The organism is Altericista sp. CCNU0014, assembly GCF_044923475.1.
Classification (GTDB): domain Bacteria; phylum Cyanobacteriota; class Cyanobacteriia; order Thermosynechococcales; family Thermosynechococcaceae; genus JAAURS01.
The window spans coordinates 5,444,363-5,466,935 of sequence record NZ_CP137338.1; the positions used below are offsets into that span (position 1 = coordinate 5,444,363).

Below are 22,573 nucleotides of genomic sequence, written 5' to 3' on the forward strand. Positions count from 1 at the left end.
ATACATTAGTAGATGTGAGGAGTGAATTCAACTGAAAAACCCTTGGAGTCGAAACACGGACAGACGCCCAAGGGTTTTTCTTTGTCTCTTTTTGGTTAAAGTATCGAATTCCTAGATAATCTAGATAATATCCATCCTTGACGCTAAGCCCCTGCCGCGCACCATGAAACACACGCTGTCCGTTTTAGTTGAAGATGAAGCCGGAGTCCTCAGCCGCATTGCAGGATTGTTTGCAAGGCGGGGCTTTAACATTGAGAGCCTTGCCGTCGGACCGGCGGAGCAAATGGGCGTTTCCCGCATCACGATGGTGGTTCCCGGCGAAGATCGGATTATCGAGCAACTGACGAAACAGCTCTACAAACTCATCAACGTGCTCAAAGTCCAGGATATTACTGAAACGCCTTGTGTCGAGCGGGAGCTGATGCTCATCAAGGTCAACGCTACGGCGCAGCTTCGCTCTGAAATTCTGGAGATCGTTCAGATCTTTCGCGCCAAGGTTGTGGACGTTTCGGAAGATTCTTTGACGATCGAGGTATCGGGCGATCCGGGCAAAATGGTGGCGATCGTGCAGATGCTCAATAAGTTTGGAATTCGCGAAATCGCGCGGACGGGTAAGGTTGCTCTGACTCGCGAATCCGGCGTGAACACAGAATATCTAAAATCCCTAGAGGCTAAGCTTCAGTATTAAGCTGGATTAAGCTGGGCCATCGACTACCGAAAGCTAGGGTTGTCGTCGAAGTTACTGCTATTGTCGAAATCGTCGTCGTCCGAACTAGGCGGTTTTGGTGCGTTCAAGGGTTTGTAGTCTACATAGTCCCCATCAAAGGGGCCCCCATCAAAGGGACGATTTCTCGGCGCGGAGCCGTCCCCATTGGCTCTAGAACGACGGCGGGAACCGCGAGACCCCGAAGACAACTCTGATTCGGGTTCGGAAGTAGGCGACGATAAGGACGAACCCGCACGACTGCGACGCCGTCCGCTAGACGCAGGTTCAGTTCTGGCGGGGCGCTCTTCGCCGTAGAACGAAGCATCGCTATCTGTCACGATGTCTCCCCTCAGTTGGAGCGGACTGCGACGACGAGAACGCTCGTCCCCGTACTGGCTTTCATCTGTGGAGGAGCTGCTAGAGCGGCGACTTCCAGCACGACGCGGTTCGCGGGTATCCTCTACCAATGGTTCGACGTAGGCACTGTTATAGATATCCCGGCCCTCCTCTCGACCGCTCCGAATCCGCCGCACCCGCGAAGGTTCTTCCATCGACATGGGTTCGTCATCGAACTCGGCGCGCACTTCCGAGCGCGGGCTGTCTTCATAGCTAGAGCGATAGGAACGACTGGGGCGATCGCGATCTCCCTCCCAACGGCTGGAACGCCCGCTCGTTTGATACGTGGGTTCGTTGCTCGCCGTGCGGTTTCTAATCCGTTCGACGATCAGCGCGATTTGGGTTCCAGCAGAGACCATCAAGAGCAGAGAGACTCCAAATCCTGCCTGCCAATTGGCCAGCGAAAGGATACCCAAAGTCATGAACAGAATGCCGTAGACTTTGTCCGAGTCACGCTTATAGCCTGGCTTAAACGTATCTAAAAAGAACAGACCAATCCCAACGACAAGCAGCATAACGCCAATCAGGATTGCAACAGGAGTACCGATGCCGCCCACAGTGGATTCCTCGTAGATAAACGCGACTTAGAAGAGGAGCGTTGCCATCGCTCGAAAGCAACAACCGATAGATTCAATTCAATCCTAGCGGCCTTTGAAAGTTTTGGCGTGGATTGGGGCGATCGGCATGCACCAAAAAAGCCTACGGCTGAAGGCTGTCAACCGTAGACTTAAAGGCGCAAATGCAGATTGCTTTGAAGCCCAAGCCTTGATTTCCCCGAGTTTTACATGAATCTAAACTCAAGAGCGCTGAATCTTATCCAACTGGCTCACGAGGATGACGCCGCCAGCGATTGCAGCTAACACAACGCCGCCGGACACTAAACCAATAAAGAACCCATTCAGAGAGGGGGTAATTGTCATTAAAACAGGCATCATAACCGTTTTCGATCGCAACATTACTCTTAATCTTAGAGGGTCGGCTGACGCTTGAGAAGCATTAATTTAAAGCCATCGTTCCTAACCCAACCAAACCTACCATTGAGACCGCCGAGGTTCTAGACTGAAAACAGCCGTTACCCCCAATGTCTTGAAAAGATGGATACCGCAACGCTGTTAATTTGGACGATCGGGCCGCTGCTGGCCATCATGAGCTTTTTGTTCGTGTTTCGAATTGTACTGACCTGGTATCCTCAAGTCGAATTTGGGAAGTTTCCGTGGGTTTTGATCTACTGGCCCACCGAACCCTTGCTGGCTGCAACGCGCAAGGTCATTCCGCCCATTGGCGGTGTGGATATTACGCCGATTGTTTGGTTTGGCTTGGTCACCCTTGCCCGAGAGCTATTGCTGGGACAGCAGGGTCTCCTCAGGATGATTTAGCGTTTGCGGCCTGCATCTGTTCGACAAAGTTGGTATACACTCGCCCGGCCTGAAATTCGGCGTTTGCCAGAATTTTTTGGTGGAATCCAATGGTGGTCGAAACGCCAGTGATGGCGCATTCCTGCAGCGCCCGCTGCATTCGGGCGATCGCCGTGGGCCGATCGGGTCCCCACACGATGAGTTTGCCAATCAAGGAATCGTAGTAGGGCGGAATTTCGTAGTCGGGATAGACGTGGGAATCCATGCGCACGCCAGGGCCGCCGGGAGGCAAGTAGGCCAAAATACGGCCTGGGGTAGGGCGGAAGTTATGGTCCGGGTCTTCAGCATTGATGCGACATTCGATGGCATGGCCCCGCAGCAGCACCTGCGCTTGGGTAAAGCTGAGTTTTGCGCCTTCGGCAATTCGGATTTGCTCTGCAATCAAATCCAGCCCCGTAATCATCTCTGTCACGGGATGCTCTACCTGAATGCGGGTATTCATCTCCATGAAGTAAAAATTTCCCGAAGCATCCAGCAAAAATTCCACGGTGCCCGCGCCCACGTAACCGATGGACTGAGCGGCCTTAACTGCCGCATCTCCCATTTTCTGCCGCAGCTCCGGCGTTAAGGCAGGGCTGGGTGCTTCTTCGAGCAATTTCTGGTGGCGGCGCTGGATGGAACAATCCCGTTCGCCAAGGTGCACGACGTTGCCGTGGCTGTCGGCCAAAATTTGAAACTCAATGTGGCGCGGTTTTTCAATAAATTTTTCGAGGTAGACGCCCCCATTGCCAAAGGCGGCTTCCGCTTCGCCTTGAGCGGCTAAAAAGAGCTTGATCAGGTCTTCTGGATCGCGCACCAACCGCATGCCGCGTCCCCCGCCGCCCGCCGTCGCCTTTACCATGAGAGGGAAGCCAATCTTGTCGGCCATCGCCTTAGCCGCATCCTCATCGACAACAAGGCCATCGCTGCCGGGTACTGTAGGAACGCCCGCCCGCTGCATCGTTTCCTTAGCCGTGGATTTATCTCCCATCCGCCGAATCGAGTCGGGCGATGGGCCAATAAATTGAATTTGATGATCGGCGCAAATCTCGGCAAATTTTGCATTTTCGGCCAAGAAGCCGTAGCCGGGGTGGATGGCCGTGGCATTGCGGGTCAGGGCCGCAGCAATGATATTGGGAATATTGAGATAGCTTTTCGCACTGGGTGCTTCTCCAATGCAGACGGCTTCATCGGCCAACTGCACGTGTAAAGCAGACTGATCGACGGTGGAGTGAACCGCAACGGTAGCAATCCCCAGTTCCTCACAAGTTCGCAGGATGCGGAGGGCAATCTCTCCGCGATTGGCGATCAGAATTTTAGAAAATCGCATGTGTTCCGAGGTAGACGCGCGGATAGAAGGTCGAGCGTCGGCTTTAATCAACAGTTCATCCTATCACGTTGTCATAGCACCCTCGGCGATATCCAAAGCGTTTTTAGCAGCTACGGATCGCTCGGTTCTTCTTCGGATGGTTCGGGTACGGGCTCGAGGGGTGGCGGTTCGCCATTTTCTAACGGCGGGGGCGGCCCAACTGACTGAGTCGGTTCTGGGGGCGCGGGTTCTTCTGCGGGGGGCGCGGGTTCGGGTGGGGGCGGCTCGCTGGCGGCTTGAATTTGGCGGCGGCGTTCGGCCCAATCGGAAATTCGAGACTGTGCTTCGCCGTACATCGCTCGGTTAGACCCGATATCGTAAGCGCGGGCGATCGCCTCCGACAACCGTCCTTCGCTGGCCAGTGCATCCGCTTCGTTGAGGATGGGACGATCTTCAATGGCCTGAATCTGGGCGACCCATTCTCCCGCCCGCGCCTGAGCGTCTCGATAGAGCGCTCGATCGGACGAAATTTTGTCGGCAGTCTGAATGGCTGCATTCAGGTCGCCTTTCTTCGCTAAGGCGATCGCCCGATCTAAAATGGGCTGGTCTTCGATGCGTTGCACGACGTCTCCCCACTGCACCACCAAAGCTTGAGCGACCTCTCGCAGCGGTTGCCCCGACAGGACCTTACCCGCTTCGGCGATCGCAATTTGAAGACTGGCAATGGTGTTATCCACGGCAAATTGTTTGGCGCGCGCGATAAATTGACGGTCTTGGAACGAATCGATTTGCTTGTTCCAATTGGCAATAAACGTTTGAGCTTCAATGCGACGGGGCTGCTCTGGGCCGACCATCGCAGCCTGCTCGACCGCCATGCGATAGCCCGAAACCTGGTCGATGCCAGCAAACCATTGGGCGACCGCTAACTGCCCCCAAGCCTGAACTTGCCCTTCCCATTTCTGACGCTGGGTTTTGCTTTCGGTATAAACGGGCGTGCTGGTGTCAATTTGAGACGCAAACGCATGGGCTTGAATGGCAGACCAGAGCGTATCGTCCTTGGCGACCGTTCCGGCGCGACCCAACTGCAAATAGGAAGCTGCCACCTTCGCCGCTTTCGCAGTCGGGGGAACCTTTTGGGCTGCCTCGATCGTCTGCTCGTAATTGCCGTTGGCCTGGGCATCCTTGGCGATCGCGACGAGCTTCTCGCTCCACTCATCGATCTTTTCGCCCACGCGCTTGCGCGCCAAACGCTTCGGATCGATTTTGCTCACCGTTTGAATCGCCTTGGCAAAATCATCGGGAGTGCCATAATCAGCCACTTCTTGGGCTTCAGCAATTTTGAAGAACGCCTCTTGCTCGACGGACATTTCCTTCACAATTTTGTCGGCCTGTCCCTGCCAGTAACCGCTGCCAATCTGGATCAAATCTCGGACTTGCTCCATGGCAATGCCCCAATTCTGATCCTGAATCGCCTCTTTTGCCTTCTTAAAAATTGCGTTGCCTTTTTGCCAGTTACTTTGCCAATCTCGAATCATTTCTTGGGCGCTGGCATGAACCGTACTGGTTTTAGGCACCTTTTGGGCCAAAGCAATCCCCTTTTGCAAGTCCCCAGTTTCTACTTTTTTCCGGGCTAGCACCAAAATCGATTCGGACCAACGATCGGAGAGCTGCCTGGATTGCTCGAACAAAGGATTGGACTCTGTAATCGAACCCGATAGCTGAAGAGCTTCCGACAGAGAAGCTTCATCACCCTGCCGCGCGGCTTGGTCAGCACAGTAGAGCTGCCCGGCATCGGAAAGCGTCGCTCTGAAAATCTTTCGACAGTTTGGGACGGGCGGTAAAGCGGTCAGCCACTGAAAGGCGATCGCCCCAGTGAGCGCCGAGGTGGACAGAACGACGACCCAAAATAATCCTTTGGAGCGCTTGTGAGGGAAACGCGCTAAAACGTCCAGCACAGGTTTGAGAATCTTGTTTTCCTGTTCCTGTTCAGCCGCAGAGTCAACGTCAGCCTCTATTGCTGGCTCGGAAGGAGGGGCTGAAGACGGTTCGTTCGAGGACATCGGAGGAATCTAAACAATAAATAATGAAGTGAAGGAAGATTTTGGGACGATTTATTTGGTTTTATCTTAGGACTTTAGGGTCTCTAATCACAAATGTTACGCTTCCTACGCAAAAGGCGTGCAGTGCAAATATACACCACACGCCCTCAATAATAAGATGATTCCGATTTCAATAAGACCGATCGAGTTCCGATAATCCGACGGGATGGCCTAGGCTTTGCTCGCTTGAGCGGCAATTTCTAAAACCGAGGCAAATCCATCCGGGTCTAGCACGGCCAATTGAGCCAGCATTTTACGATTGAGCAAAACGTCTGCTTTCTTTAAGTTGCCGATGAGCTGGCTGTAGCTCATGCCATGCAAGCGAGCTGCTGCATTAATGCGGGCAATCCACAGGCGACGAAAATCGCGCTTGCGCTTGCGGCGATCGCGATAGGCATTTCGCAGAGCCTTCATGACCTGCTGGTTAGCGGTACGGAACAATCGAGAATGCGATCCTCTAAATCCCTTGGCTAACTTGAGAATTTTGTTGCGGCGCTTGCGAGCGACGTTACCGCGTTTGACCCGTGTCATGTCTTCGTCCTTGTTTCCAGTGTGGTTCTATGCGCGAAAATTACGAGTAAGGCAGCATAAGACTGACGTTTTCAGCGTCCCGCTCGTTGACCACAGCCATTTGAGACAGCCGTGTCTTTCGAGTTGTTGTCTTATGTTCTAAAATGTGGTTTTTATTTGCCTTGCGACGCATAAATTTTCCACTCCCGCTGCGCTTGAATCGCTTTGCGGCGGAGCGTCGCGTTTTTAACTTGGGCATGGTGTTCCTAGATATTAAACACAGTCTTTAACTATAGGATGTAAGTAGTCCGATGCGCAAGCTTTTGTTTGGATGGGCCGCAGATCGAGGCTGCGCGAGGTGTCTCAGCTTCGGATTTGAATGGGCATGATCAGATAGGTCATCTTTTGCCCGGAAACTGGCGACAAAATGGCCGGCATGGTTTCGGTATTGAGCTGCATTTGAATTTCGCTGCTGTGCACGGCCTTAAGTCCGTCGCTCAAATATTTGACGTTAAATGCAATTTCAATCGACTTTCCAGAGATTTGAGCCGGAATGGATTCTTCACCACTGCCGTACTCTGGCGCTTCAGCCGACAAAAATAAGCTTTGCGCTTCTCGATCGAGTCGCAACCGAATGATATTGTTTTTGCGCGCGGCCAATACCGAAATCCGATCTACGCCGCTCAAAAAAGCCTGTCTGTCCACGGCCATTTGCCGCTCGAAGCTCTGGGGAACGAGTTGGTTGTAGGCCGGATACTGACCATCGAGGAGGCGACAGCTCAGCCGTTCGACCCCCTGCTCGGACTGTAACTCGAACACGATCTGCGTTTTATCGGCCCGGACTTCTACAGTGGCGACCGTGCGACCCAACATTCGCTCTAATTCCCGCAACGCTCGTGCCGGGACGGTTACGTCAATGCGATCTGCGGTACTGGAGTCGGGAAACTGGGCGATCGCCAGCCGATGTCCGTCCGTAGTGGCCATCTCTAACCCTTCGGCAGAGGAACTGATATGCAGCCCCGTTAGAACCTGCTTGCTCTCGTCCGTACTCGAAGCAAAGAGGGTCGCCTGCAAACCATCCGTCAAAACTGCCGTATCGACCTGAAGCGGTTCGATATCTGCCAAGGTGGGCAATTCTGGAAACTCCTCAGCGGATAGACCTTGCATCTGGTAGCGTCCAGAACCGCAAGATAGCGAAACGGCCAGTGCGTCTGTTTCGAGACGCACATCCTGATTCGGAAGCCGAGATACAATTTCGCTGAACAATCGTGCTGGAAGCGTCAAACTCCCTGTTTTTTCAACTGCTGCCGGAATCCACACTTGCATTCCCACGCTCAGATCGAAGACGGACAAACCTAAGCGATCCGGCTCTGCGGTGAGCAAAACATTGGCCAAAACAGGATGGGCGGGATTGGACGGAACGATGCGGCTCAGCAAGGAAAGTTTTGCACTCAAGTCATTCTGGGAACAAACAAACTTCATACTGCTGCCGAAACCGTTTCAATTCTGGAGGACTGGGCTGAAAAACTGAAAATTCTCGCTGGACCGATCTGTAGCGACCAACATCCTATCACCCTTTTTCCGAATTCCGATTCGAGAAATCGCTCGCTCGAACTTTGTCCTCTTAACGATTCCTATTTCTTTTAAAAAATTTAAATAGTAGTTATAGTAGGGGCTGTGGAAACTGTGGAAAACTTTTTAAACTCCTTATCTGGCAAACCCTTCAGGCTCCACCCCCCTGTGGAAAACCTGTGGATAAACTGGCCGAGTTTTCCACAGGCTGTGGAAAGAAAAAAAGTATTCCACAGAAGAGTTGGGTTTTCCCCAGGGTTTTCCCCAGGGTTTTCCCCAAAATAAGGGGAGTTTTCCACAGGCTGGAATGACGTTTACGTTTGTTCACATAAAAATTTATTTTTCTCGAAACTTAAGCTGAAGTACTCTTAGTAGCTTGGATTTGACCGTTTTAAGGAAAGCCGTTAAAAAAACTTTACGATCGATCTGCGATGAAAGTTTTATTTGCTGAAATTCCCTGCTTGTAAGGTTTCTGTGGATTTTGCGCCAAAATCCGATTTGCGATGGTTTCCAAACCTATTTATGATGCAAGTAAGAGTTCAAAGTTTTGTAAAGTCCCTTGAATAGAAACGCCTTGGAACCAAACGCGGATTTTCAGCAAGATGCCTTATCTTGCGTGCTGGATTGGCAGCGTTTGGATGTGAGTTGGGTCGGCGACCAAGTGACATTGCAGCATGGCGTTCCCCGTCACCTATTGACTCCACCTTGGCAGGTGCTGGTGTTAGGGGACGGTTCTACGACTCGCCACCTTCAGCTTTTGACAGGAGAGTCAATTTCTGTTGATGTGATCGATATGTCTCTGATTGGAATGCATGCGGACCGCGCGCCGGATTTGATTCAGGCGGTGCCCGGTCCGCGGCTCAGGCGTCAGGTTTGGCTAAAAACGATGTCTGGACAGCGCTTGGCTTACGCAACGTCTTGGTGGGAAGCCAGCCATGTGGATGAGTATTTACGCAATCGCTCTATTCCGATTTGGTCGAGTTTGGCAAACCTGCGGATGGAACTGTATCGGGACATTCGCGAAGCTTTTCTGGGCGATTCTGAGGCGTTAGAAGTGGCCTTTGGATGCCCCGGCCCATTTTGGGGACGTTACTATCTGTTTTGGCACGATGGTAAGCCGCTGACGCTCATCTATGAGGTTTTTTCTTCTTGCCTCGAATCTTATTTAGGCGTATCTAGTCCAGGTTTGCTAGATCTATAAATTTGCTGGATCTATAAAAATTAAAGATGCTATGGCGTTAGTCACGCTCTGTAAAAAAAAGCCAGTCAGCGAAAATCTGACTGGCTTTTTCGGTTTTACGAACTCTTGTCGTGAAGCTGTTTCAGTTAAGCGCTCTTGATGGTTTTAGCCATATCTAGGTAGGACTTCATGTTGGCTCCGGGGCGGCGGCGCGGTCCGAACTTGGTGTAATTGTTAGTCGAGGTTGCAGCAGGCGTGTTGGTCGTCGTGACGCTTGGCTGCGGTAGATTGAGGGCGGTTGCTGTGGCTGAAGCAGGTGCGGGTTTGTTGTTAGTCACAGCCGCAGGAGCTGAAACCCCTGTGGCATCCGTAGCTTCTAGAAAGAAAGCTTCTTTCTTTTTTTTCTTCGGAGCTGAGTCTGCAGTTGTTTCCTTATTAGAGGACAGTAGCTTGACCGGTAATGTTAGCAAGGTAATGGGCAGCTTTAAGATCGCGCCGAAAATCCCAAAGATAGAGGCAAAAAGTTTTTTAATAGACCCGATCATGAAAATTTCTCCTGAGCCGTGCGGTTTGATGCCGATGAAAAGGTAGGTGGATGGCGGTAGGTGGGCTAGGCGATATCTTCAGCCCAGACAAAATCGTAACCTGGGAGACGATGAAATCGTCGGATTTAGGCTCAGGCTGCGACAGTGTCACTAAAATTATCGGGGGTTGGTGTACCTCCTGAAAAGGCAAACGTTTCGTTTCGTAACAAATCCTCAGGTTTTGGGGGGTTTGCGGTCGATGGCTTGGGTCTTCGGGGTCGTTATCTCTTCGCGACCTGCGCGAACCTAAGGTTGACTGTTTTCAATGCGTCGAAAGTCGCCTTCAATTTCAGTCCACAGGGATTTGTTATGGGGGTCGGTTTTGAGCGCTTTTTTGAGGTAGGCTCTGGCCTGGGTCAGGTTTTTGTTTTCGATCAGTTGGCGGCCCCACCGCTGGTAAATGATGGCTTGCCACTGTCGAATTTCGGGGTCGTTGGGGAGACGGGCTTGGAGGGCTTCAATGATGGCGATCGCCCGAGGCAAGCTGCGGCGCTTGATCAGGTCTTCGATCTGACGATAGGTGTCGAGTTTCAGCTTTTGGTCTGCAAAGGATAGCTCTGGAGCGGCAGTATCGGTGGTGGTGGCCGCAGGCGGTTCGGGTATGGGAGGCGCGGGGGGCTGATGCGATCGCGCAGGTGGAGCGGCAGTTTTGACCGAAACGGTTACTTCTGGGGCTGGACTGGTGCGGGGCGATGGTGCGGGGTTGGGAGCCGCGCTTACAGGTCGGGCGGCGGCAATTTTAGCGAGCACTTTATAGGCTTCTGTAATGCGAATGAATCGATCGTGGGCTTTGCTGTCGTTAGGATTTACGTCAGGGTGCAGCCGACGGGCGAGACGTCTGTAGGAGGATTTAACGTCTTCTAGACTTGCGGCGGAGGTGAGTTCTAACAGCCGATAACATTCAATAATATCCATGCAGATTTAAAGCGCTCCAAGCCCACTAGTTAATTTCCCCTCCGTTTTAGGATGGTCAATCTACGCGGTTTTCTTTCACCGAGACGCAGGATTTTCCAGCCTGTACGCATGTTTGCCTTACATTAACATCTGCGTGCTGAAGGATAGCGACAGCAGCGATCGATGCCGCATTAAAAACTTTGTTTGCTGCGCTGGGGCAACTTCAGGTGTAAGCTAAGCGTCGATCTTCTTAACGATTTACAGCCTGGGTTCGGGCAAGAGATAAAGGCAATGTCACGATTTTGGTTGACGGTATTGGCGACGATCGCTCTGGGTGGTGGCTGGGCGACCGCCGCTCCCTTTCCCGCGATCGCCCAATTCCCAACCCCGGTAACATCCTCGCCAGCTTTAGTGGATCCTTCTTTTCCAGAAGCAATCGGCACTGCCGTCATCCAAGCTGCCTCGGTTCAGTCCGGTTTCCCCCCGGAACAATTAACCCTCGTCCAGGCGAAGCCAAAGATTTGGTCGGACGGGTGCTTGGGGTTAGCGCCACCCGAGCAGATGTGTACTGCTGCTTTGGTCAGAGGCTGGGAAGTAAGAGTCGCGCACCAGCAGCAGGAGTGGGTGTATCGCACCAGCGCGACGGGGGGGAAAATCGCGCTAGATTCGGCAGGCAGTCGATCGAGTCGCGCGATCGCCCCTCCTGCCGAGCGAATTCCAGCCAACGAAATGCCGCCTCAACTCGAGCGATCCGTCGTATTTCGGGAAATCAAGTCTGGCGGTATTGCCGGGATTAACGAAGAAATCAGGTTGTATAAAGACGGACGCCTCGTGAAGCAGCCCCCCTCAAAAGCGCCAAAACCAACCCAGGCAGAAGCGATTCGCACGCTCTCAAAGGCTGAGGTCAAGGCATTTCGGAAGCTGTTAGAGACGCGTCGTTTCGGACAGTTTGGCGGGCTGCGCTACCCGCCTCAAAGGGGAGCTGCGGACTACTTTACCTATACGCTCGGCAACTGGCAGACGACGGTGCAGTATGCAGAGCTGGGCGCGCAAGAATTGCCAGCGGATTTAGAAGAAGTCGTGCGGGCGTGGCGATCGCTGGTTTCACCCAAATGATTTGAAAATGCTTATATCCCCGTAGGACCGATATAGGCGAATTGGATTCCGTATATATTTATCTCCAGAAGCGCGATATAGGTGGAAGGGTAAAGGCTTGTCCGCCTATATCGCCAAATCAGAGATATACGTGTATTTTATCCGTCTAATTAGAGTTGGGTTGCTATTGTCGTAGGGAAACATCGCCCGGATTTAATTTATTAGCCCATGAACGATATCAAGTCAAAACAGCGTGTCGCCGATCGTGGAGAGGTCTTTACCCCGGCATGGATGGTTGAAGCGATGCTCGACCTGGTAAAAGACGAAACGGATCGCATTGACTCCCGCTTTTTGGAGCCAGCCTGTGGAAGTGGCAATTTCTTGGTGGTAGTCCTAAACAAGTAAGGATGCATTGTAGTGGTGAACAAAGAGCCAGATGGCTCCAATGTGATTTTCCAGTTTTTTAGAAAAAGAGAGGGTTTTACGCACTAATCGTGAGACTCGTTGGCGCATCGTACAGTTGAAACGCTCAATATAACTCGTTTTGCCTGTCTCTTTGCCCACAGCCTTGTGACGCTTATCAGGGAACACAAGGGCGTAGGCACTCCAAAAATCTGTGTAGGCCACTGCACACTGACGGTAGATCCCAGGCAACGAAGCCCAAAGCGCTCTCGCTCCTTGTTCAGAGCGGTCGCCGACATGAACCCCGACAATTTCGCGGGTCTCGACATCCAGAGCAAGCCAAATCCATTGTTTGTTGCCTTTATCGCCGACAAACGACCACATTTCATCGCACTGAAGGGTCAACGGCCCTTTTTTTTAGAGGACACTTTGACCTGTCGAGGAATCGACTCATATTTGCAGTTAACATAGTCCTGCAACCATGTTTCGGAAACATCGCAAACCCTCGCAATCCCGGCAAGCGGTATCTTTTCGGGTAAGAGTTTATCGATGAGGTCTTTGGTCGCTTGAGAGATCAGTTTTTGCTTAGGGGCCTCAACGAACTGGCGACCGCAAGTTTTGCACTTGTGATTTTGATTCCCGTTATGGATAAAACCGTTTTTGACAACGTTTGTCGATTCGCAGCTTGGGCAACTTGGCATTGATCGTAAGGCGCTAAAGAGGTCTTTATGATCTTATCCTTACATTTGGGGGACTACCTCTTGGTCTTGCTGCTGTAGAACTCAAGTATGGCAAGTCTGATTTCGAGCGGCGGCACTATGCGCTGCTGGGGCTAATGTGCATTTACGGTGTCGAGCTGCTGGCGGACAACATTGCTGAGTGTCGCGCCAATGTGCTGGAGATCTTCGCTGATTACCTGAATCTAGATGAGGCGGACGATTGCTACCGGGCGGCATCCTATGTGCTATCGCAGAACCTGATACATGGCGATGCTCTGACGATGCGTACTCAAGACGATCGAGCAATTACTTTTGCGGAGTGGGGCTACTTAGGGAAGGGCCGATTTCAGCGGCGTGACTTTCGCTTTGATAGTCTCACCCTTTCATCGACCTTTAGCGCGGAGGATTCGCTCTTTGCCCATCTCGGTAAGCATGAGATCTTCATGCCGATGAAGACCTACCCGCCGATGATGATGAGCGATCTGGCTGCTGCTAAGCCGATCGGTACCAAAGCAGGAGGGGTAAGCCTGTGACCGAGTTCCCGTCGTTGTCGAGTCTGCTCAATGATGTCCGTGCCATTTTGCAAGAGGCGCGAGGACAAGCCTATGCCGCCGCCAACACTGCTATGGTGGATGCCTACTGGCGCATCGGTCGTCGCATTGTTGAGGAGGAGCAGGGCGGAGCCGCCCGTGCTGAATACGGCAGCCAGCTCATCCGCCATCTTGCCCGTGCCCTTGGTGAAGAATTTGGTCAGGGCATGTCTGTCGCCAACCTCAGAAATTTTAGGCAGTTCTACCTTACCTTCGCCGATGCGGGAAAACACTACGCGCTGCGTAGCGAATTGAGTTGGACTCACTGGCGGTTGATTATGCGGGTTGAAGATTCGCAGGCGCGTGACTACTACATTGAAGAAACTGTTCGACAGGGATGGAGTTCGCGGGTTTTGGCCAGGGCGATCGAGACCCGCAGCTACCAGCGACTTCTACAGGCTCCTGAATCTGACATTCCGGCTCGCCAGAAGCCCAACCCGCTGCATTTACTCAAAGATCCCTACATTCTGGAATTTCTCGATCTGCCCGATCGCGGCGATTTTAGCGAGCGTCAGCTCGAAGATGCCCTTGTCACGCGCCTGCGTGATTTTCTAATGGAACTGGGCAAGGGATTTTCCTTTGTTGGTCGCCAGTTTCGGGTCAGTACGGAGACCACCCACTTCTATATCGATCTTGTCTTCTACAATTACCTGCTCAAGTGCTTTGTCCTCATTGACCTGAAGATTGGGAAACTCACCCATGCTGACATCGGCCAGATGGATATGTATGTGAGGATGTTTGACGACCTCAAACGGGGCGAAGATGACAATCCCACGTTGGGTATCATCCTTTGTGCTGACAAGGACGAAACCCTCGTGCGTTACTCCGTTCTTAGCGAGAGTCAGCAGCTCTTCGCCTCGAAATACCGCCTTGTACTGCCCAGTGAGGAGGAGCTTCAGGCTGAATTGGAGCGACGGCACATTCTCGATTGGCCGCAATCAGAAGGGGGGGAAACGCGATGAATACTCAGGTTGGTTTTGCGCTGCGGGGGCGGAACCCGGATGTGCTGACCTGCATTGCCAATCTCTCAAATGATGAGGTATTTACGCCGCCGGAGTTTGCGAACCGGATGCTGGATACGGTGGCACAGGCTTGGGCGGAGAATCATGGCGGTGCTAACATGACCCAGATTGACGCGGGCGACATTCTCGACACTGCGATGGCCGGAACCTCAGCCACCCTGCTAGCCCGCAAATGGGAGAGCGCCCTACTGGTGAACGTGGACAACGACACCCTACGCCGTATTCTGGATAACCCCGAAGCACTGGCCGCCGTGGAGCGCATTGAAGGTTGGCGCGCATTGGGCGACAACATCATTGAGACGATCATCAACAAAAGCGATAAGGTAAAAGGGCTCAAGAACAAGGCTAAGGAAACGGATCTCACGCCCAATGAGAAGAAAGAGCTTAGCGACGAGGAAAAAGAGTACAAGTCCAAGCGCAAGCAAATCCAGGAGAAACTGATCAAGTTCGCCACCCGCATCCCGGCGTTTATGTACCTGACCGACTTCCGGGAAAACACACTACAGGATGCGATCGCCAAGTTAGAGCCAGATTTGTTCCTGACCGTCACGGGCCTGACTGTAAAGGACTTCCATTTACTCGTGCAGCTCAAGGTATTCATACCGAGCACATGAACCAGGCCGTATTTGCATTCCGGCGATATGAAGATGCATCACTCCGCTACACGGGCATCGAAAGCCATCCAGAGCTGACCCATTATGGGCTGTACGACACCGTAGTAGCAAAGGAATGAGCATGGTAGAAGAAGCCAGTAATTTGTAGATGCAGGGCATTTTTACAGTGAATGTAGCTATTGATGAGAAGCAGTCCGGGCTTACTCAGTTAGCGTCATGTGGCAGCGCATCCCAAAAATGCGTTGGTACGGACGGAACAGAGTTTATTTATCAGAGTTCAGAGTTATCTGCCGCCGCACAACTTCACCATTAGGTGTAACCTTGGAATGCCTTACTTTTCTACACTAGACATCTTCAAGAGGCATAGCCCATATCTGACAAGGTTTTTTGCCTTTTACTCAGAAGGTACTTAATGGCTGAAACCCTTATTCTTCGTTCTTAATTCAATTTCGCGCAAAAATTATACGATCTCTAAAAAAGTTTTTTTGATTGAATAGACCATCTGTCAAGAGTTTGAGGCTTTAGTTTGTATTTTCAAGATGTCTATTTAAAAAATATAAAAGTAAGAGAACTAATTCAGTTAATTGAAGATGACGATTGGTATTTAGCTCGGATGAAAGGTAGTTATCGTCAATACAAGCATTCCACAAAGACTTAATTAACAACTGTGATGCAAAGTGCAAGCTAGTCCGTTGATGCGTAAAGCGGTGCCGCCCCTACGTGGGATGAAAATAATCGTAAATTTGTTGGGCGAGGTGCGGCCCAATGGTCGGCACCTCGGCAAGCCGTTCCGGGCTAGCTTCGCGGATGTAGTCGATGGAGCGAAACACCCCCAAAAGCTGTTTCTGACGGTGGTGGCCGAGTCCGGGAATTTCGTCGAGACGCGATCTCCGCATTCTTTCCGTCCGCTGCTGGCGGTGAAACGTCACGGCAAAGCGATGGGCTTCGTCCCGGAGTCGTCGCAGCAGTTGCACCCCTGGCTGTTCGGCTTCCGTATCCAGCGGCTTCGATTCCCCCGGCAGAAAAATTTCTTCCCGCTGTTTGGCCAGGCTAATCACCGTTAGCTCGTCCATGAGACCCATCTCGGTCAGGACGGCTACGACGGAAGAAAGCTGACCTTTGCCGCCGTCAATCATCACCACATCCGGCCAGTCCTCGGAGCCAGCGCGGGGTTTATCGGGATGCATTGCATAGTCGCGAAAGCGCCGTCCGATCACCTCCGCCAAGCTGGCAAAGTCATCGGAGCGACCCGAGCGAACGTCGGGGTTGCGGATTTTGTAACGCCGATAGTGTTGCTTGGCGGGCATCCCCTCGGTGAAGACCACCCTAGAGGCCACTGCATCGGAACCCTGTACGTGAGAAATGTCGTAGCCTTCGATGCGATGGGGTAGATCCGGTAGATCCAAGAGCGCCGATAAATCTTCCATCGCGCTCAGGTTGCGATCGCGGGTTTTCTGAGCGCGGGCCAGCTCGTACTGGGCGTTGCGTTCCACCATTTCAATCAAGTCGGCTTTGGATTGGCGCTGAGGGCATACGATCGTCACCTTGCGACCCTTGCGCTCGCTCAGGTACTCCGCCAACATATCTGCGTCGGGGAGCTCCTCTTGCACTAAAATTTCGACCGGAAACTCGACCGGGTCGGCGCTGGCGTAGTGGTTTTCTAAAACGCGCTGCAAAATTTGCCCCACGGACCCAGATTGAGCGTCGGCTCCAAAGCCCAACCGCCCCACCAACCGCCCGGCTCGAATTTGAAACAGCTGCACGGAGGCATACTGGTCATCGGCGGACAGGGCGATCGCATCTCTGGAAACCGTATCGTCCGGCAACGATACCTTTTGGTCCGCGCCCAGGGTTTTCAGTCCATTGATCTGATCGCGCAGGCGAGCCGCGACTTCAAAATTCAGATTCTCTGCGGCCTTCTCCATCTGGGCCGTCAGCGTCTCGATCAGTTCCTCCGCTCGGCCTTGGAACACCATTGCAACTCTGGTCATGATTTTGCGGTAGTCCTCCGCTGAGACCAGTTTTTGACAGACGCCGGGACAGCGACCGATATCGTAGTTCAAACAGGGCCGATCTTTAAATAAAGGCTTGGGCCGCTGCCGCAGGGGAAACACGCGCTTGATAATGCGCAACGTTTGGCGCAGCAAAAACGTATCGACATAAGGACCGTAGTAGCGATCGTTTTTTTGGCCGAGCTGCCGCTTGCGCGTGATAAAAATGCGCGGGTATTCCTCAGACCAGGTAATACAGACGTAAGGGTATTTTTTGTCATCCTTGAGCAGCACGTTGAAGTGGGGCTGATGCTGCTTGATCAGGTTGGCTTCTAAGGCGAGGGCTTCCGCTTCCGTGTCGGTGACGATGAACTCGATCTCGACGATCTGCCGCACCATCAACTCAATGCGAGGGCTGAGTTCTTGGAGGTTGCGGAAATAAGAACGCACCCTAGACCGCAGCTTTTTCGATTTTCCGATGTAAAGAATATTGTCGGTAGCATCCCGCATGAAATAGACGCCCGGTTCTGGAGGAATCTCCTTGAGCCGATATTCGAGGCGTTCTGGATCTTTAAGGAGCGATTTAGGGGTGGATGTTTCGATCGCCATGTAACGGTTTGGGCATACTAAGCATACAGAGCCTTAAGAACATTGTAATGCTCGTGCGAGAAGGGTTAGACCTTATTGCTACGCGCGATCGCGACCGACAGTGCTGTTAATTTTTCTGTAAAGTGCGGCTTGAAAATCTTTGGACTGTAAAATCTGAAGGTTTCTACCAATACGCTTTGTCATCGTTCGAGTACGGGATTGCCCGATCTTTTAATCCAATGCGACTCAATAACGGGGGTTTTCTAACTATCAAAAAAGTTACAAAACTAGGATCTGCTCCGCTATGTTGCTGAGAACGTTGCTTCAACTTTCCCTCACTTCAGCGGATGCTTCGCGATCGAATCAGTTTCGCCAGCAGCTTAACGCAGCTTCAGATCGAGACTGGCAGGAGGTGTCGATCGATCTCGAACTCCATCGTTTGATGCCGTTTGTTTACTATGGCATCAAGGTTCACGGCCTCAAGGATTGCGTTCCAAAGTCTATTCTCGACAAACTTTTGAACGTGTATATCTCTTCCCTGGGGCGCAATCAGGTTTTGTTAAATACCCTAGCGGCTGTTTTGAAGGCGACCTACGAAGCAGGCGTCCGTCCGGTGCTGTGGAAGGGCGTCGTGCTGGTCGATCAGCTGTATCCCGATCGTGCCGTTCGGATGATGGGAGATATCGATTGGGCGATCGCTCCCCACGAGCTAGAGACAGTCAGTCGCGTCTTCGAGCGGCTCGGCTTTACGATTAAAGACCGATTGACAACGCCGGATGCAGTTTACTTCATGGGTCAAAACCGCGTCTTTTTCGACGTGCACCACCGGGTGCGCTTGTTTGAAGGAAAAGAGCACCTGCCTTTAACGCAGAATCTGACGTCTGCCTTAGGAGGGCTTTCAGAGATTTGCGCTTTAGAGCCGACGGCAATGCTGACTCATCTGACGGTTCACTTGGCGGGGCATATGGCAGAAACAGGGCCGCTCCTGTTTTGGATCTTAGATTTTGTATTTTTACTGCGCAAGTGGGGCCATCTCATCGATGGGAACCGCCTCGATCGACTGATGCCATCAGAAAACTGGTTGTTTTTAGGGCGATTGCTGCACTTTTTAGAAGTTGAATTCAACGAGCCATTACCCCCGGATCTGGCCAAGCTGGCCCGCGAGCACAAGCCCCTCACGCTAGAATCAATAACACGTCAAAGTCGATTGGCCGTGTGGGGTTTACCGCACCCTAGAGGCTGGCTGAAGCTAATGGCCTACCGCTTGGGGCTAAAATCCCCCTCAGTTCAAAAATTTCCGCGAGCGAGCGATTTAGTTTTGTGGGCTTCGGATGTCGTTTCAGCCGTCCACTGAAGATCGATCTCCTATTATTGTCGGTCGAACGGTTGCGAGTCGGGAATGGAAGAACGAGAATCTCCTTTATTTTTGATAGAACAACGCTACCTGCTGGTTTCGGGTATAATCTGTCACTGCGATTCAGAAGGCTATCGATATTTCGATTTGCTCTGGTACAAAGACCTTGTCGAGCATTTCCGCTATCTCAAAAACTTTACGCTTGCGTCTCCCTGCCTCTATCAAAGCCCGCCCTCCGATTGGGTTAAAATTGACGTCGCAGATCTGGAACTGTCGAACATTGAATTTATCGATCTTCCCGTCTCCCGTCATTTACTAGAAGCAATCGTTCATTTGCCCCAAACAGCGTCCGTTCTTTGGCGAGCGATCGAGCGTAGCGACATCGTCCATGCCGGGATTGTCGGGTTTCCGTTTCCTTTTTCATGGCTGGTCACACCATCTGTTTATTTTTGGAAAAAATTCTATATCATCGTTGTAGAATCTGCTCCTTGGCGGCTTTATCCAGGTATGACGGCTTCGTTAAAAGACAGATTGAGAGCCGGTATCTTTGAATGGTTAGGTCGCTGGTGTTTGAGAAATGCAAATCTTGCGATCTTTACGCAGGAAGAATATCTGAAAAGCTTTTTAGACCGGAACGATCGCAAAGGATATGTCATTCCGGCTTCGTGGATTGACGATAGCAATATCGTATCCAATGAAGCTGCGAGTCAAATTTGGAACGATAAAATTGATAATTTTAAATTTCTAAAGATTATTTTTGCGGGTAGGTTGACAGCCAATAAAGGAATTCGACCGCTTTTGGAAGCATTGACTTTACTCGATCGAAATCGCGTTTCCATTCAACTCGACATTTTCGGTCAAGGGGAGTTATTGGAGGAGTGCGAGGCATTGAAGGAGATTCTCAACCACTCCGTGCAAATTAACTTATTAGGAACCATTGCTTACGGTAGCGGCTTTTTTGAAACCGTAAGCCAGTATCATGCCGCGATCGTTCCCAGTCTTTCGGACGAGCAGCCTAGAATCGTATTCGACGCTTACTCTCAAGCTGTGCCGGTGGTGGCAAGCGACACGCCTGGCCTTCGCAGTTGCGTCCGCCATCAACGGACGGGTATTTTGATCCAGCCTAATGATGCGATCGCCCTTGCAGATGCTCTGCGCGACGTATCTCAAGATTTGGGTCAGCTCAGGTCTATGGGGCTTGAAGCGTTGCAAGAGGCCCGCCAAATGAGTCACCGAACCATGCACCAGAAGCGCTGGCAGCTTTTAGCCGAATTTCTGAGATCGTAAAGCTCGAGCGACAGCGGCGTTCGGACGATCCGATCTCATTGAACGTCCACAGCTAAGGCCACGCGATCGCCCCCAATTTCCCGAATTTGACCTAAAACCTTTGCCAGCTTTTCATAGGTCAAGGTCTTGTCCGCCTGAAACACAACAACACCCTGGGGCGACTTTTGGAAATAGGCTTGGAGCTGAGTGTCTAGCTGCGATGGCTCAACGGGCTTATTTTGAAGTATAATTTGCCCCTGCTTATTCATTCCCACCATGAGAGGTTCCGGCGCTTTCGCATCCTGCGCGGAGGGTTTAGCGCCATCATCCGTCCTGGGTAAATTGACCCCAATGACATTTTGACCTGTGGATAGGGTCATGGAAATGACGATAAAAAACGTCAAAACCGCCATCAACACATCCATCATGGGGATCAGGTTGACTTCTGTCATGGATACCGGACGATTTCGTTGACTATAGCCCACTGTAAACCTCAGCAGAAAAAGATAAGAGCGACCGTTGAAATAGGAGTTGACGAATGTTGAGCGGGTTCGATCGGATCCGAACGCTTGCGAAGATCTGCCTGCGCCCCATTATCGAATGTCAACAAGAGAAGGACGATCTGTCCTCGGAGCAGAGGTTGGATTGACGGCAGAGGTTGGACCTAGGGAAGAAGGCCCGCCTTTAAAGGACTTGAGTTCGCACCAAATCTGACGGTAGGTCAGCTCTAATTCGTTGCCCACCTCGGTAAAGTAGTCCATTTGCTGTGCCTGAAGCGAAACAAAAATCCGAAAGAAGATCAGTGCAATGATGGCGACTATCATCCCGCCAGCGGTGGTAATAAGGGCTTCACCAATCCCCGCTGCGGCTTTGGACGCTGACTCAGAAGTTGCCCCGCCCCCGCCGCCAATCTGAAGGTTGCTAAAGGTATGAATCAGTCCCGTCACCGTACCCAACAAACCGAGTAGCGGTGCAACAGCAACCACGGTTTCGAACAGCTTGTCGCCCTTACGCATCCTGACAAATTCCTTATCTGCCGAAGCCTCTAGGGCTAGGTGAAACGTTTCTGGCGTAGGCCGATCGAGCAGAAGGGGAGCCAGCAAAAAACGCCCAATCGGCGAAGCCTTGGCATAATTGGCAATGGTTGCGGCTTCGTCTAAGCTGTGCTGAGCGGCCTGCAAAACATCATGGACAATTTGTTTTTCGTGGCTCAACAGGCGCACCCAAAACCAAGCGCGCTCTAAGGCACAGGAAAACGTTGCAACGGATAATCCAACCAAGGGAACCATGATTGGCCCGCCCTGTACCAATAAATCCAGAATTCTGGTCATAGATTTCGAGACGACTGATGAAATATAAAGGAATGACCCAATTTTGACGCACTCACGCTTTAGACTAACGGACAGATCGCTGGGGTTGGGTTAAGAAAGATTTATAAAAAAGTTAAAAACATCATAACTTTTTCTCTATCCCATCCGGGAGAATATAGATCGCCTGAGTCAGGCTCTGAAGGCTGTGGGACTCAAAGGGTGCTCTACGGATTGCGGCGCAGCGTAAGCGTACAGACCGTCGCTTGCAGGAGTTGCTCTACGTAGAAGTCTGGACGACGAAGCGAGCGGACGACACAGGTTGGCAGTGCAACTGTAGTAGAAGAGACGCGGTACGATGATACGCTCTATTAAGAGCTGTGTTTATTGTTTTAAGATCTTTTTGTTAAGACAGGGAGAGAGTTAAGGATATGAAATCCTTTGTTCGACGGATTCGTTTATTGAGTTTAGTGGCGGTTGTAGTGGGCTTGAGCGTTCTGAGCTGGTTTCAGCCGGCTCAGGCATCTGTTCTGAAGGTTGCGCCCAATGCTTTTGTGTTTGCAATTGAAAACTCAAGCAATGCGGCAGATGCCAAACTGGGCAGCGAGTACGGCCAAAAAATCGACTTAAACAACGCCAATATCACTGCTTTTAGTCAGTTCCAGGGACTCTATCCGACCTTAGCTCGTCTGGTGGTCAAAAATGCGCCCTACAATTCTGTCGAGGATACTTTAAAGATTGAGGGGCTATCGGAGCGTCAAAAGGAAACTTTAAAAGCAAATTTTGACAACTTCACCGTTACTGCCGTCGAAACGGCGTTGGTGAGCGGCGACGATCGCTACAACAATGGCGTTTACAAATAGATTGTCCAATAGGTTGTCTATTTGATTTTGTCCGTTGCTGTATTTCAGTGGCAGCCGTGCCAAGCGCGGCTGCCACTAAGTTTTAGCTTCCATCGCAACGGGGTTTGATTGCGCTAAG

The 22,573-nt window shown here is 51.7% G+C and carries 25 protein-coding genes; 12 read left to right on the top strand and 13 right to left on the bottom strand.

Going from position 1 to position 22,573, the window contains the following annotated elements:
* Positions 1–163 precede the first annotated feature (163 nt).
* On the top strand, positions 164–688 hold the full coding sequence (gene ilvN / locus R6H26_RS25975) for an acetolactate synthase small subunit (RefSeq protein ID WP_404786747.1): 525 nt from the start codon (positions 164–166) through the stop codon (positions 686–688).
* 23 nt (positions 689–711) lie between these two features.
* On the opposite strand, the gene R6H26_RS25980 is transcribed toward ilvN, so the two are convergent.
* Both R6H26_RS25980 and R6H26_RS25985 read right to left on the bottom strand, forming a co-directional pair.
* The gene (locus tag R6H26_RS25980) at positions 712–1,659 is read right to left on the bottom strand and encodes a Ycf66 family protein (protein WP_404786749.1); all 948 of its coding nucleotides are present in this window, start codon (positions 1,657–1,659) and stop codon (positions 712–714) included.
* A 240-nt stretch (positions 1,660–1,899) separates the two neighbouring features.
* Positions 1,900–2,022 carry a photosystem II reaction center X protein gene (locus R6H26_RS25985; RefSeq protein WP_404786750.1) on the bottom strand — a complete coding sequence of 41 codons (123 nt, stop codon included), beginning with the start codon at positions 2,020–2,022 and terminating at the stop codon, positions 1,900–1,902.
* Positions 2,023–2,196: 174 nt separating this feature from the next.
* Here R6H26_RS25985 and R6H26_RS25990 point away from each other — a divergent pair, with 174 nt between their 5' ends.
* Positions 2,197–2,478 (top strand): YggT family protein, encoded by a 282-nt coding sequence (locus R6H26_RS25990; protein ID WP_404786751.1) that lies wholly within the window; start codon positions 2,197–2,199, stop codon positions 2,476–2,478.
* Here the strand turns inward: R6H26_RS25990 and accC are convergent.
* From accC to dnaN, 5 genes are all read right to left on the bottom strand, one after another.
* Entirely contained in the window at positions 2,465–3,826 is a 1,362-nt protein-coding gene (accC, locus tag R6H26_RS25995; protein WP_404791451.1) for an acetyl-CoA carboxylase biotin carboxylase subunit, read from the bottom strand. The two genes, R6H26_RS25990 and accC, sit on opposite strands and share 14 nt — an antisense overlap.
* Positions 3,827–3,936: 110 nt before the next feature.
* On the bottom strand, positions 3,937–5,865 hold the full coding sequence (locus R6H26_RS26000; protein WP_404786752.1) for a hypothetical protein: 1,929 nt from the start codon (positions 5,863–5,865) through the stop codon (positions 3,937–3,939).
* A 210-nt stretch (positions 5,866–6,075) separates the two neighbouring features.
* A complete protein-coding gene (gene rplT, locus R6H26_RS26005; protein WP_404786753.1) occupies positions 6,076–6,435 on the bottom strand; it encodes a 50S ribosomal protein L20 in 360 nt (119 codons plus the stop codon).
* Between the two features lie 40 nt (positions 6,436–6,475).
* Entirely contained in the window at positions 6,476–6,673 is a 198-nt protein-coding gene (rpmI, locus tag R6H26_RS26010; protein WP_404786754.1) for a 50S ribosomal protein L35, read from the bottom strand.
* 104 nt (positions 6,674–6,777) lie between these two features.
* Complete coding sequence (gene dnaN, locus R6H26_RS26015; RefSeq protein ID WP_404786755.1) at positions 6,778–7,896, bottom strand: DNA polymerase III subunit beta; 1,119 nt, start codon at positions 7,894–7,896, stop codon at positions 6,778–6,780.
* A gap of 664 nt (positions 7,897–8,560) precedes the next feature.
* Between dnaN and R6H26_RS26020 the strand changes: the two genes are divergently transcribed.
* Positions 8,561–9,187, top strand: a complete 627-nt coding sequence (locus R6H26_RS26020; protein WP_404786756.1) for a chorismate lyase — start codon at positions 8,561–8,563, stop codon at positions 9,185–9,187.
* Between the two features lie 125 nt (positions 9,188–9,312).
* On the opposite strand, the gene R6H26_RS26025 is transcribed toward R6H26_RS26020, so the two are convergent.
* On the bottom strand, positions 9,313–9,711 hold the full coding sequence (locus R6H26_RS26025; protein WP_404786757.1) for a hypothetical protein: 399 nt from the start codon (positions 9,709–9,711) through the stop codon (positions 9,313–9,315).
* A 285-nt stretch (positions 9,712–9,996) separates the two neighbouring features.
* Positions 9,997–10,665, bottom strand: a complete 669-nt coding sequence (locus tag R6H26_RS26030; protein ID WP_404786759.1) for a DnaJ domain-containing protein — start codon at positions 10,663–10,665, stop codon at positions 9,997–9,999.
* Between the two features lie 270 nt (positions 10,666–10,935).
* Between R6H26_RS26030 and R6H26_RS26035 the strand changes: the two genes are divergently transcribed.
* Positions 10,936–11,760: a hypothetical protein gene (locus R6H26_RS26035; RefSeq protein ID WP_404786761.1), complete on the top strand. Its 825-nt coding sequence runs from the start codon at positions 10,936–10,938 to the stop codon at positions 11,758–11,760.
* 207 nt (positions 11,761–11,967) lie between these two features.
* Positions 11,968–12,144 carry an N-6 DNA methylase gene (locus tag R6H26_RS26040; protein WP_404786763.1) on the top strand — a complete coding sequence of 59 codons (177 nt, stop codon included), beginning with the start codon at positions 11,968–11,970 and terminating at the stop codon, positions 12,142–12,144.
* Here the strand turns inward: R6H26_RS26040 and R6H26_RS26045 are convergent.
* Positions 12,133–12,842, bottom strand: a protein-coding gene (locus tag R6H26_RS26045) for an IS1 family transposase (protein WP_404786765.1) whose coding sequence is annotated in 2 segments (ribosomal slippage) — positions 12,133–12,545 and positions 12,545–12,842 — 711 coding nt in all. Because the reading frame shifts where the segments join, the coding sequence is not laid out codon by codon here. The genes R6H26_RS26040 and R6H26_RS26045 overlap by 12 nt on opposite strands.
* Before the next feature lie 134 nt (positions 12,843–12,976).
* Here R6H26_RS26045 and R6H26_RS26050 point away from each other — a divergent pair.
* Genes R6H26_RS26050 through R6H26_RS26065 form a run of 4 tightly spaced genes read left to right on the top strand, consistent with a single transcriptional unit; the run spans position 12,977 to position 15,205 of the window.
* Positions 12,977–13,393, top strand: coding sequence for a hypothetical protein (locus R6H26_RS26050; protein WP_404786766.1), 417 nt, complete (start codon positions 12,977–12,979; stop codon positions 13,391–13,393).
* Entirely contained in the window at positions 13,390–14,412 is a 1,023-nt protein-coding gene (locus R6H26_RS26055) for a YhcG family protein (protein ID WP_404786767.1), read from the top strand. The genes R6H26_RS26050 and R6H26_RS26055 overlap by 4 nt, the downstream gene beginning before the upstream one ends.
* Positions 14,409–15,086, top strand: a complete 678-nt coding sequence (locus tag R6H26_RS26060) for a hypothetical protein (RefSeq protein WP_404786769.1) — start codon at positions 14,409–14,411, stop codon at positions 15,084–15,086. The genes R6H26_RS26055 and R6H26_RS26060 overlap by 4 nt, the downstream gene beginning before the upstream one ends.
* Positions 15,083–15,205 carry a hypothetical protein gene (locus R6H26_RS26065; RefSeq protein ID WP_404786770.1) on the top strand — a complete coding sequence of 41 codons (123 nt, stop codon included), beginning with the start codon at positions 15,083–15,085 and terminating at the stop codon, positions 15,203–15,205. The genes R6H26_RS26060 and R6H26_RS26065 overlap by 4 nt, the downstream gene beginning before the upstream one ends.
* Before the next feature lie 597 nt (positions 15,206–15,802).
* Here R6H26_RS26065 and uvrC read toward each other — a convergent pair.
* A complete protein-coding gene (uvrC, locus tag R6H26_RS26070) occupies positions 15,803–17,680 on the bottom strand; it encodes an excinuclease ABC subunit UvrC (protein WP_404791453.1) in 1,878 nt (625 codons plus the stop codon).
* 289 nt (positions 17,681–17,969) lie between these two features.
* Between uvrC and R6H26_RS26075 the strand changes: the two genes are divergently transcribed.
* A complete protein-coding gene (locus R6H26_RS26075) occupies positions 17,970–19,019 on the top strand; it encodes a nucleotidyltransferase family protein (RefSeq protein WP_404786772.1) in 1,050 nt (349 codons plus the stop codon).
* 45 nt (positions 19,020–19,064) lie between these two features.
* The gene (locus R6H26_RS26080; RefSeq protein ID WP_404786774.1) at positions 19,065–20,306 is read left to right on the top strand and encodes a glycosyltransferase; all 1,242 of its coding nucleotides are present in this window, start codon (positions 19,065–19,067) and stop codon (positions 20,304–20,306) included.
* Between the two features lie 35 nt (positions 20,307–20,341).
* Here R6H26_RS26080 and R6H26_RS26085 read toward each other — a convergent pair whose 3' ends face one another.
* Both R6H26_RS26085 and R6H26_RS26090 read right to left on the bottom strand, forming a co-directional pair.
* A complete protein-coding gene (locus R6H26_RS26085) occupies positions 20,342–20,770 on the bottom strand; it encodes an ExbD/TolR family protein (RefSeq protein ID WP_404786775.1) in 429 nt (142 codons plus the stop codon).
* Between the two features lie 108 nt (positions 20,771–20,878).
* Positions 20,879–21,616, bottom strand: a complete 738-nt coding sequence (locus tag R6H26_RS26090; RefSeq protein ID WP_404786777.1) for a MotA/TolQ/ExbB proton channel family protein — start codon at positions 21,614–21,616, stop codon at positions 20,879–20,881.
* A 407-nt stretch (positions 21,617–22,023) separates the two neighbouring features.
* On the opposite strand from R6H26_RS26090, the gene psbU reads away from it, so the two are divergent.
* Entirely contained in the window at positions 22,024–22,455 is a 432-nt protein-coding gene (gene psbU, locus R6H26_RS26095; RefSeq protein ID WP_404786779.1) for a photosystem II complex extrinsic protein PsbU, read from the top strand.
* The last annotated feature ends 118 nt before the right edge of the window (positions 22,456–22,573 follow it).